Annotated in this window: 11 protein-coding genes and 3 pseudogenes; 8 read left to right on the plus strand and 6 right to left on the minus strand. The window is 68.9% G+C overall.

Annotated elements, in window-relative coordinates:
- Positions 1 to 23 precede the first annotated feature (23 nt).
- From ACFY1J_RS45040 to ACFY1J_RS45060, 5 genes are all read right to left on the minus strand, one after another.
- Positions 24 to 506 carry a hypothetical protein gene (locus ACFY1J_RS45040; protein WP_390712626.1) on the minus strand — a complete coding sequence of 161 codons (483 nt, stop codon included), beginning with the start codon at positions 504 to 506 and terminating at the stop codon, positions 24 to 26.
- An 82-nt stretch (positions 507 to 588) separates the two neighbouring features.
- Positions 589 to 1,305: a hypothetical protein gene (locus ACFY1J_RS45045; protein WP_390733243.1), complete on the minus strand. Its 717-nt coding sequence runs from the start codon at positions 1,303 to 1,305 to the stop codon at positions 589 to 591.
- Between the two features lie 181 nt (positions 1,306 to 1,486).
- A complete protein-coding gene (locus tag ACFY1J_RS45050; RefSeq protein ID WP_390712624.1) occupies positions 1,487 to 2,941 on the minus strand; it encodes a dihydrolipoyl dehydrogenase family protein in 1,455 nt (484 codons plus the stop codon).
- Positions 2,942 to 3,032: 91 nt separating this feature from the next.
- Complete coding sequence (locus tag ACFY1J_RS45055) at positions 3,033 to 3,506, minus strand: VOC family protein (RefSeq protein WP_390712623.1); 474 nt, start codon at positions 3,504 to 3,506, stop codon at positions 3,033 to 3,035.
- 173 nt (positions 3,507 to 3,679) lie between these two features.
- Positions 3,680 to 4,585, minus strand: a complete 906-nt coding sequence (locus tag ACFY1J_RS45060) for an NmrA family NAD(P)-binding protein (protein WP_390712622.1) — start codon at positions 4,583 to 4,585, stop codon at positions 3,680 to 3,682.
- Positions 4,586 to 5,333: 748 nt separating this feature from the next.
- Here ACFY1J_RS45060 and ACFY1J_RS45065 point away from each other — a divergent pair.
- From ACFY1J_RS45065 to ACFY1J_RS45085, 5 genes and pseudogenes are all read left to right on the plus strand, one after another.
- Positions 5,334 to 5,810: a MarR family winged helix-turn-helix transcriptional regulator gene (locus tag ACFY1J_RS45065; RefSeq protein ID WP_390712621.1), complete on the plus strand. Its 477-nt coding sequence runs from the start codon at positions 5,334 to 5,336 to the stop codon at positions 5,808 to 5,810.
- A gap of 190 nt (positions 5,811 to 6,000) precedes the next feature.
- On the plus strand, positions 6,001 to 6,753 hold the full coding sequence (locus tag ACFY1J_RS45070) for an SDR family oxidoreductase (protein WP_390712620.1): 753 nt from the start codon (positions 6,001 to 6,003) through the stop codon (positions 6,751 to 6,753).
- A gap of 578 nt (positions 6,754 to 7,331) precedes the next feature.
- On the plus strand, positions 7,332 to 7,706 hold the full coding sequence (locus ACFY1J_RS45075) for a helix-turn-helix domain-containing protein (RefSeq protein ID WP_390733246.1): 375 nt from the start codon (positions 7,332 to 7,334) through the stop codon (positions 7,704 to 7,706).
- Positions 7,672 to 7,914, plus strand: a pseudogene (locus ACFY1J_RS45080) (SDR family oxidoreductase); the annotation flags it as partial. The gene ACFY1J_RS45075 and the pseudogene ACFY1J_RS45080, both read left to right, overlap by 35 nt.
- A gap of 67 nt (positions 7,915 to 7,981) precedes the next feature.
- Positions 7,982 to 8,902 (plus strand): DUF2510 domain-containing protein, encoded by a 921-nt coding sequence (locus tag ACFY1J_RS45085; RefSeq protein ID WP_390733244.1) that lies wholly within the window; start codon positions 7,982 to 7,984, stop codon positions 8,900 to 8,902.
- Positions 8,903 to 8,972: 70 nt separating this feature from the next.
- On the opposite strand, the pseudogene ACFY1J_RS45090 reads toward ACFY1J_RS45085, so the two are convergent.
- Positions 8,973 to 9,184: pseudogene (locus ACFY1J_RS45090) on the minus strand (amino acid deaminase/aldolase); the annotation flags it as partial.
- A gap of 191 nt (positions 9,185 to 9,375) precedes the next feature.
- Between ACFY1J_RS45090 and ACFY1J_RS45095 the strand changes: the two are divergent.
- From ACFY1J_RS45095 to ACFY1J_RS45105, 3 genes and pseudogenes are all read left to right on the plus strand, one after another.
- A pseudogene (locus ACFY1J_RS45095) lies at positions 9,376 to 9,492 on the plus strand (IS5/IS1182 family transposase); the annotation flags it as partial.
- A gap of 121 nt (positions 9,493 to 9,613) precedes the next feature.
- Positions 9,614 to 9,760 (plus strand): transposase domain-containing protein, encoded by a 147-nt coding sequence (locus ACFY1J_RS45100; protein WP_390733245.1) that lies wholly within the window; start codon positions 9,614 to 9,616, stop codon positions 9,758 to 9,760.
- A gap of 128 nt (positions 9,761 to 9,888) precedes the next feature.
- A complete protein-coding gene (locus tag ACFY1J_RS45105) occupies positions 9,889 to 10,011 on the plus strand; it encodes a helix-turn-helix domain-containing protein (RefSeq protein ID WP_390733247.1) in 123 nt (40 codons plus the stop codon).
- Positions 10,012 to 10,058 lie beyond the last annotated feature (47 nt).

Below are 10,058 nucleotides of genomic sequence, written 5' to 3' on the forward strand. Positions count from 1 at the left end.
ATGTGAGCAGGCTTGGTGGGTGGTCAGCGGGTGAGGTGGAAGGTGAGGTGCCTTTCCGTGGTGCCGGCGGGAACGGTGTGGACGTAGCCTTCGGCACCGCTGTAGGTGCCTGAGCCGCCGGTGATGGCGACGTCGACGGCGGAGTGGGAGGGCAGGTGGAGCAGTGCCTGTCCGGTGATCTGTCCCTGGGGCAGAGCGAAGGTGCCCAGGCACTGGAGTGCGTCCGGACCGATGTGCACGTAGGTGCACACCACGGCGTGGTCGCCGACTTTCTTTCCGTTCTGGTACAGGTCTTCGGCGATGACCAACTCATCACCGAGGCTGTGTCCCTTCTGGCCCGTGTCGACAGCCTGGGACTGGGTCTGTTTGGCGACCAACTGGATGATTTCCGCGCGCTGGTGTGCACCGTGTGCGCTGCCGGTGCTGGCTGATGCTAGCTGAGCACCTGCGAGGACCAGGGCGGCCGCGCCGACCGAGATGAGCGGGCGTAGGTGGAGCTTGCGCATGGTGCGCCTCCTGGGGGTGTTCGTGAGTGTGTCGTCGGCGCGTGACGGCTGGGACATCGCTGGAAGGGGCCGCGTTGCCAGCTCAGATGAACAGGACACTCTCGACGTCGATGGTGACGAGTTCCGTGTCCCGAGATACTGTCCCGTCCTTGCCGAGCCGGAAGACGCGGCGCCGGGTCGGGACCATGATCCCGTCGAACTCCTGGTACGCGGAGGGATAGTGCGCGGCGGGGCCCGCGTTGATGACCTCGGGCGTGTAGTCGTGCCTGCGCAGCAGGCCGTCCGGGCCGAAGTAGAACACCTGCTCGCGGCAGTGTGTCGCGATGTGGTCCGGGAAGGTGACCTGCAGGCGCCTCCAGGTCTCCGCCTCCTCGGTGACCGCTGACAGTTCCACGGCCTTGAACCCGTCAGAGCCGAAGGTGAACGGGGACGTGAGATACGTCCACATGGCATACCCGGCGAAGTAGGCGACATGCAGGTCGTCCCAGGGAGCGTTCACGTCACTCGGGAACGAGGCGCGAGGGTTGGACCGCTCGGCCTTCACCTCGCCGTCGACCGTCTCGACGGCCACCCGCTCGGCGGTGAAGGAGGTTCGTAGGTGGGCGGCGGTGAAGGGATAGTGGCTGGCGTATTGCCGGTGCAGGTCGAGCCGCACAGCCGCATGACTCAGAATCCCTTCCCATCCCTTCAACCGCCACAGTGAACCCCCGAGGCAGAAGTGCACCGTGGCCGAGCTGTACTGGTTGTAGCGGTCCAGGCCGCCGTGCGCCTCGATGGCGGTGGTGATCAGATCACCCATGGGAGAACTCCTCTCGAACTGCCGTCGCTGTGACGCGTTCGGTCGCTGCTCCAGCCCCCGCAGGCCGCCCTGCCCTTGCTCCTCGGCCCAGGTCGCGTGGCGCTCAACTCGCGCCTCAGGGGTGTCACTGGGCGCCGGCCGCGCAGACCGGGAAGGCCACGGTCTTGTCGGCTGTCCCTGCTCAGCCCCGGTAGGTTTCGAGGAGTCGCAGCCACACTTCGCTGATCGTGGGAAAGGCCGGCACGGCGTGCCAGAGCCGGTCCAGCGGTACCTCGCTGACGACGGCGATGGTGGCGGAGTACAGCAGTTCGCCGACTCCGGGGCCGACGAAGGTGACGCCGACCACGGTGGCGTGGTTCGCGTCGACCAGCAGGCGAGCCCGGCCTCGGTAGCCGTGCGCGTACTGGTGGGCTCCCGCCACGTGCGCCAGGTCGTAGTCGACCACGTCGATGCGCCGCCCGGACTGCTCGGCCTCGCGTGTGGTCAGTCCGACGGAGGCGACCTCCGGGTCGGTGAAGACCACCTGCGGGACGGCCGTGCCGTCGGCGGTGGCAGCATGCGGCCCCCACCTGTTCGCCCGCACGGGGTCGCCGTTGGCGCGGGCAGCAATCGCGGCTCCGGCGATCCGGGCCTGGTACTTGCCCTGATGGGTGAGCAGCGCGCGGCGGTTGACGTCTCCGACGGCATACAGCCAGCCGTCGGAAACGTCCGTCACCTGGCAGGAGTCGTCGACGGTGAGCCAGGCGCCCGGGGTCAGACCGACGCTGTCCAGCCCTACGTCGGTGGTCCTCGGGGCTCGGCCGGTGGCGAAGAGGATTTCGTCCGCGACCAGGTCGCTGCCGTCGTCGAGGGTGATCGTCACTTCTCCGTCATCACCGTCGTGGCGCTGCACCGCGGTGACGGTGACGCCGAACCGGACGTCGACGCCCGCCTCGCGCAGGCCTTCCGTGACGAGTTCCCCTGCGAAGGGCTCCATCCGGTGCAGCAGGCCACCGCCGCGAACGAGCATGGTCACCTCGGATCCGAGGGCCTGCCAGGCCGTGGCCATCTCGACCGCGACCACTCCGCCGCCCACCACCGCGAGCCTGCCGGGCACGCGGTCCGCGCTGGTCACCTCGCGGCTGGTCCAGTGCCTGGTGGTGTCCAGGCCCAGCCCATCGGGCAGTGCGGTGGTGGTGCCCGTACAGAGGGCGACGGCGTGACGCGCGGTCAGCGAGACGGTGTCCCCCTCCGGGGTCGTCACCGACACGCGCTTGGGGCCGTCCAGCCGTCCATGACCGCGCAGGAGGTCGACGGAGACCGAACCGAGCCATTCGATCTGGCCGCCGTCGTCCCAGTGAAACGTCATCTCGTCGCGGTGGGCGAGCACGGCGGCGACGTCCAGCGGACCGGATGCCGCCTCGCGCAGGCCCGGGACGCGGCGCGCATCGGCGCGCGCCAGTACCGGCCTGAGCAGGGCCTTGCTCGGCTCACAGGCCCAGTAGGAGCACTCGCCGCCGGCGAGTTCGCTTTCCACGATCACCGTACTGAGCCCCGCAGCGCGGGTACGCTCGGCGACGTTCTCGCCCACCGGGCCGGCGCCGATGACAATCACGTCGTAGCTCCGGCTCGTCCCGGTCGTCGCTGCCTCACTCATTGCTCATCCTGTTCGTTGACTGTGCCGGCCGTATCGAGGCGTCGGCCGGCCGGAGGGACGTGCCCTCGGCCTGTCTGCCGGGAGAGGGCGGTCAGCGGCCGGGGAACCGCTGCGTGATCTCCTGGAGCACCCAGCCGTTGCCGTCCGGGTCGCTGAAGGTGGCGTACGAGCCGTAGCTGGCACGCTCGGGGTGCGGGCCGGCGATCCGCTCCTGGCCTTGACTGTTGTGCACGACTTCTCCGGCGTCGTGCCCGTGAAAGAAGACGCCCTTGCCGTCGTGGAACACCTCGCTCACCTCGATTCCCCGGCCGACGAGGTCCGCGCGGGCCTCTTCGATGTCCGTGACGACGAGGTACAGACCCTGAGCCGAACCTGGCGCGGCCGTGGTGAGGCCCTTGCCGAAGAGGATCGAGGCCTCGGACCCGGGCGGCGTGAGGTGGGCCACGCGGTAGTCGTCGGTGATGTCCCCGGCGAGGTCGAGCCGGAATCCGGCCTTCTCGTAGAAGGCCCTGGAGCGGTCGACGTCGGAGACTGGCAGCACGAAAAGCTCTAGTTTCATGTTCATTTCTCTGATCACTTTCGTTGTCCGCGTCCCGCACGTTGCGGGACACAGGGGGAGGGTCTGGCACAGCTCTTCACTCGATGAGCGGGTGCGAGTGGCGCGGGGACCCGTAACAGGGGATGTGCCTGTCCTCTTGGTGCTCGTCGCCCCACGGGCGGCGAGCCCTCGGGGAAATGTCAGCCGAGGTAGAAGTCCTTGCGTGCCGCAACGAAATCCTCGATCGTCTGGGCGGGGGTACCTGTCAGGCGCTCGACGTCGTCCGAAGCCCGGTCGTACCGGTTCTGCTGATGCAGGCGGCACATGGTGACGATGTGCTGCTCGATGTGCGACGGCAGGCCGATCGTGGAGAGCACCTCCTGCCGCCACTGTTCGAGGGGGACGTCCACGTACGAGACCGGCCGGCCCAGCGCCTTGGAAAAGGCCTCGGCCATCTCGGTCATGTCGACCGTGCGCGGGCCGGTCAGTTCGTAGACGCGCCCCACATGCGGAGCAGGTTCGCGCAGTACGGTCGCGATCACCCTGGCGACGTCGTCCACGGCGATCGGCGAGGTGCGCCCCGCTCCGAAAGGCAGCTCGATGGTGCCCTTCTTGCGGATCGTCTGCGCCGGAAGCGTGGTGAACAGCGGGTTGTCCAGGAACGATGTGGGGCGGATATGGACCACCGGCAGACCTGACCAGTTGAACACCTGCTCCGCCAGCCAATGCAGCCGCTGCTGGCGGGACTCCGCGGTGCTGGTGGCGGTCATCTGCGACACGGTCATCTGCGACATGTCGACAAGTGCGTCCAGCTTGCCGTACTCCCGCGCGACGCTCGCCACGACGGTCGCCGCGAGAAGGTGGTCCGGTGACACAGGCATGGCGAAGTACATGCTCCGGGCGCCCTCCAGGGCGACCGCCACGGTCTCGGGTCGCGTGAGGTCACCGAGGACGACCTCCGCCCCGAGTGCACGCAGCTGCGCGGCACGGTCGTCGTCCCGACGGACCATGACACGCACCGGTACGTCCCGTGCGCGCAGCTTCTCGAGGACATTGCGGCCCACGCCGCCCGCGCCTGTGATGAGGGCAAGGTGACTGGCAGCCATAGGTCTGTCTCCCTTTTCTTTGCGACTGGGCAAGATCGCATTCGCATCCGCGCCCGGAACTGGGCGCGCGGCCGTCCGGCGGCGCTTCCCTGGGTGTCGCGGGAAGAGCAGGGAGGGGATTCGAGGAGCCCCACCCTGCCATTAGGAGCATATGCTCCTAATTGAGGAGGCGCAAGGGCCTCTCTTCCCTCTCACGAGGGGACGGACGCCACGCCGTCACGGCGCCTTTACGAGCTGATACTCCCAGCGTCGCGATTCGGGCCCCGGGGCGGTGGATGCCGGCGGGAGCGGCAACTCCGCACGACGCGACTGCCTGCCCCTCTGGCGGCCAGGCCGCCGCACCCGACAACTTAGGCGCCTTTCGAGCCTACGCCCCTGCGAAACGGTCGTCGCGGCCGTCCGGCCAGGTGCCTTCTCGTGCCGCGCCGGTGGCTCGCTGTGCAGCCGACACCCTGGCCGCGTCGATTCGCTGGAGCGACGCCCGGGTGCGGCGAGCCGCGCGCCCCTCGGCGCCTCCGGAGCACTGTCGTACGCCCTGCTGTGCGCCGGCGCCGGGCGGCCCACCGGGCAGGAAGGCGCTGGGTGGAGAGCGGTTCGCCGCGTCCTGCGGTTGTCATGAGAGGGGGACCGAGCGGCCGCCTCGACGCGGGCACGGCGGCTGATGCGGGCGAGGATTGTCGTGACCCTGCCGCTTTCGCGGTGCTGCCCACCGTGGGGCCTCCACCGGTTAGGTGCATATACTCGTACCTTGATCCCGGATCTGGAGGAGAGCATGGCCCGCACCGAGAGGGACACCGTCAGCTCCTGCAACAACCTGGCTCTGCGTAAGGCAGCCCGGTACCTCAGCGCCACCTATGACAAGGCGCTCGCCCCGACGGGCCTGCGTGCAACGCAGTTCAGCATCCTCCAGAAGCTGAGCACCCATGAGCAGATCACCATCACGAGCCTCGCCGAGATGATCGCCATGGACCGCACCACCTTGGCCAGCAATCTCAAACCACTCGCTCGCGAGGGCCTCGTCACCGTCGAACCGTCGCCGACGGACCGCCGCGCTCGCATCGTCACCCTCACCCCCGACGGCCTCGCCCGGATGAAAGCCGCCCTCCCGTACTGGCGTACCGTGCAGTCCGAGTTCGAGGAGAGCTTCGGCGCCGACAAGGCAGCCCGGCTCCGCGCCGCTCTCGAAGACGTCCTCAGCACCGGATTCCACCCCTGGGCCGAGTGACAGGCACCTGGCTTCGCGGGCATCGACCGGTTGACCCAGAGCGTGGCTGCTGGGACACCGGCTGCCGGGATGCGGTCGTGGCCGCTGAGGGCGACGCTGGGGGAGGCCCACCGCCCGTGGCCGCTCACCCCTCTTGACGCCGACAGTGGTGAACGCCAGCGGCAGCACGGGTGGCACAGGAGGGATCACCATGGGCGACATGCGAATCGCCGTCGCCGGAGCAACCGGGAACATAGGGGCGCGGACCGCCGCGGCCCTGGAACGGGCGGGACACGACGTCGTGCGTATCAGTCGCTCGCTCGGCGTGGACCTGATCACCGGGGACGGCCTCGACGCCGCCCTGACCGGCGTCGACGCCGTCGTGGACGCCACGAGCCACGAGGCAGCCGACCGGGACGAGACGGTGGCGTACTTCAGCACCACCACCCGGAACCTGCTGGCCGCCGAGGAACGGGCCGGTGTCCAGCACCACGTGCTGCTCACGATCGTCGGCGTGGACCGTGTCGAAGGAAACGCACACTACGCCGGCAAGCGGGAGCAGGAGCGCCTCGTGTCCGAGGGCCCGGTGCCATGGTCGATCGTTCCTTTCACGCAGTTCCACGACTTCGCCGCGACGGTGGTGAGCTGGACCGAACAGGACGGCGTCGCCACGATCCCACCGCTGCTCGTCCAGCCGATCGCGCCCGCGGACGTGGCCGACGCCCTCGCCGAGATCGCCACGGGCACACCGCAGGGGCGTTACCGCGACGTCGCCGGCCCGGAGCCGCAGGACCTGGTGGACATGGCCCGGCGCACCAACGATGCCCGCGGACATACGGTCAAGCTGGTACCGACATGGTCATCGATACTCGGGCCGGAGATGGCCGGCGACGTCCTCCTGCCCGGCGAGGGCGCCCGCATCGCGCCAACCACCTTCGACGAGTGGCTCGCGAAGCCGCAATAGCAGTACGTCCATAGCCCGTTGCCGGGATGTCTGGTGGAGTGGTGAGGAGACCGCGCGGGACGAGTTGCGGCGCTGAGTCGGCGGGTACGGGGGCATGTCCGGCGCCTGACCAATCCTCACCGGCGAGGAGACTGCCGAAGCGCTCGCCGTCTGACCCGACCAGCAAGCTGCCCGGAGATGAGTTCGTGCTGTCCACCCCCGCTTCCTCAAGGCCCGCGAAACCGTCACACTTGCCCTTGCCGATAGCCTCATCCGCCCTGGTGGGAGCCGTCAAGCGATGATTCGCGGGATGTCTACTGCGTCGCCCGAGTCGGCGCTCTGGCGGGACTGCGATCACCTCGGCATGACGATCGGCCGTGCTGCTGCGACTGGCGTACCTGAGTGTGCCCAACGCGTTCGCGATGCTGCGGCTGCTGCCGATGAGCGACCGTGAAAAGGACGCGGAGATCCTGGCTCCACGTCATCAGATCGCGGTACTGGAGCGGCAGCTGAGCGGGCAGCGGGTGAGGTTCCAAGCGAGCGACCGGGCGCTTCTGGCCGCCCTGCTGCACCGGCTCCCGGCGCAGGTACTGCGTCGGATGCGGTTGCTTGTACGGCCGGACACAGTGTTCCGTTGGCACCGCGACCTGGTTGCCCGTCGTCACGCCGCCCGGTCCCGGCCCAAGAACGGAGGTCGGCCGCGCACTGTGCACTCCGTCCGGGCCTTGGTACTGCGCTTGGCCGCGGAGAATCCGAGCTGGGGCTATCGACGCCTGCATGGCGAGCTGCTCGTTCTCGGGGTGAAGGTGGCCGCGTCCACCGTCTGGGAGATCTTGAAGGAGGCCGAAATCCCGCCGCCACCCGAGCGTGCCTCCACCACCTGGGCGGACTTCCTGCGCTCCCAGGCGGACGCGTGTGGCTTCTTCGAGACCGTCACCCTGTCCGGGGCCAGGAGGTGTACGTGTTCGCGGTGATCGAGCACGCCAACCGACGGATCCGGATTCTCGGCGCGACCGCGCATCTCACCGCCGCCTGGCGCACATCCCGGTCGGCCGGTTCGCGGAGGCCGAGGAGATCGCCGCGGCGGTCGCGTTCGTCGCCAGCGACGACTCCTCCCTCGTGAACGCCACCGACTTCCTGGTGCACGACGGGATCTTGGGCCCGTACGTGACACCGCTGTGAGGCGGGCGGGACGGTCAAACTCGGTGGCAGCGCCGTCAATGCATGAGGGTAAGGTGCCGCTGTGGACATGGCGACCCCTGGGTGGTACCCGGACCCGTGGCATGAGGGCGGCGGCCCGGCCGGGCATCGGTGGTGGGACGGCACGACCTGGACCGAGCATGTGCAGGCGCCGCAGCCGCCCGGCGGGGGCAAGCGGCGCCGCGGCCTGGTCGTGGGCCTCATAGCCGGCGCCCTCGTGCTGATCGCCGGGGGTGTCACGGCGGCGGTGGTGCTGACTGGCGGCGACGGCGGCCGCAAGGCACCGTCGGCCCACGGGCCTGCCTCCCCTGACCGGCACGCGCCGAGCCCCTCGGCGTCGCACCGCGCCCAACCGAGCCCTTCCGGATCCGCGGGCGAGGACCGCCACAGTGGCAGGAGCCGGCCCCCGGGGCAGCGCCCGGCCGTCACCGGACATGTCGGCGACACGGTCAACGGCCTTCGCGTCCCCGTGCTGCGCGGCTGGCGGGGCACTTCCACCAAGACCGGCGCGGGCCTCGGGTACGGCACCGTGTACCACTGCCCCGCGGTGCCCGCCGACTACTGCCTGCCCGGCGGGGCGTACACGCGGGTCATCGCCCATCCTGGCGACCTGACCCTCAAGGAGCTGGCACAGGCCGAGATCGGCGAGGTCGCGCAGAGCACGTACGGTACCAACACGAGCGGCCAGAAGGACTACGGCGGCATCACCGGACATCGCCGGACCGCCGCGGGGACTGTGACGGTCGCGGGCCGGAAGGGGTACTTCATCCGCTGGAAGGTCAGCACGGGCAAGGGGCCCGGCGCCGTCGTGGAAGCGGTGGTGTTCCCCTCGCCGCGGGTCCAGGGCCGCTATCTGCTGCTCGGCTTCGGCTTCGACGACAACAGCACGGGCCCGTCCGTGACGGACATGCAGTGGATCACTGATGGCATCGAGCGCCTCGACGGCGGCCGGAGCGGCACCAGCGCCTGACCGCGGCGCCGCCCGGCCGTCACAGGAACGTCCGGCCCTCGCCGCGGTACGTCAGCACGGTCGCCGTGACCTAGTCACCCTCGATCAGATGCAGCGTGTCAAACCGATCGCACAGCTCGCCCGCCTTGGCACGCCGGAACCACACCTTGTCGCCGATGAGAAGGTCATCGGCGGGCGCGCCCAACAGCGCGTCGGATAGCCACCGCCCAGCAACGAGGTGTAGTTGTCGAACAGTCGCGGCACATACAGCCCCGAGCCCGCCGCGATCTCGGTCACCGCGTCCCGCCTCCGCCGCCGCGCGGCGAAAGTCTCCAGCAGTGTCTTGAACGGAGCCGGTGTGAGTGGGCGACGCAGGTGCAGTAGCGCGGTCTCCGACACTGGTGACGGTTTCAACGGGTCGAGCACCGAGGTGAGTTGCTGCCAAACGGTTTAGTAGGACAGCTCGGGGAACAGCGTCAAGGCGAGGGCGAAGTACCTGGCTCGCCGGATGCCGTCGCCTGCACCGACGCTACGAGCGCAAGGCAGAACACTTCCTTGCATTCGCTGCCATCTCAGCAAGCTTGATCAACTACCGCAGACTCGCCGGATAACTAGCGGAGCTAGTGCCAATACCGGTGGCTTAGGGGCAATCTGGTCGTTGTTGTTGATGTGCCAAGAGCGGGTCACCTGAAGTCATCTGGTGAGCGACTGTCGGATCGGGTCGCGGTCGGGGTGCTGACACAGGCGTTTCCTCAGTCGCTGGTGGATGAGGTGCTGACGGAGACGGGCCGGGTGCAGCAGCGGAACCGGCTGCTGCCGGCCCGACTGGTGGTCTACTTCGTGTTGGCGATGTGTCTGTTCTCCGGGCAGAGTTACTGATCTCAGCTCGTTAGGGTGATGTTTGCTGAACATCCTGATGTGGGTGTGGTGTTGTCGGTAGTCCGTGGTGTGTGAGATATGCGGATGGGGGCGGGCTGACGCCTGCGGCACGGCGGCGCCGGGAAGCGGTGCGGATACAGGCGGCGGAGCTATTCGCTGAGCAGGTCAAACCGTCCGAGGTGGCCCGGCGGCTGCGTGTGAGTCTGAGTGCGTTGTGGCAAACCGGATCTTGTTCGGGCGGCAGCGGGTGATCGTCTGGACGGAGGTGCGGGCGCGGTCGCGGGCATGAGAGAACGGG

Source organism: Streptomyces sp. NPDC001406, from assembly GCF_042895285.1.
In the GTDB taxonomy this organism is placed as follows: domain Bacteria; phylum Actinomycetota; class Actinomycetes; order Streptomycetales; family Streptomycetaceae; genus Streptomyces.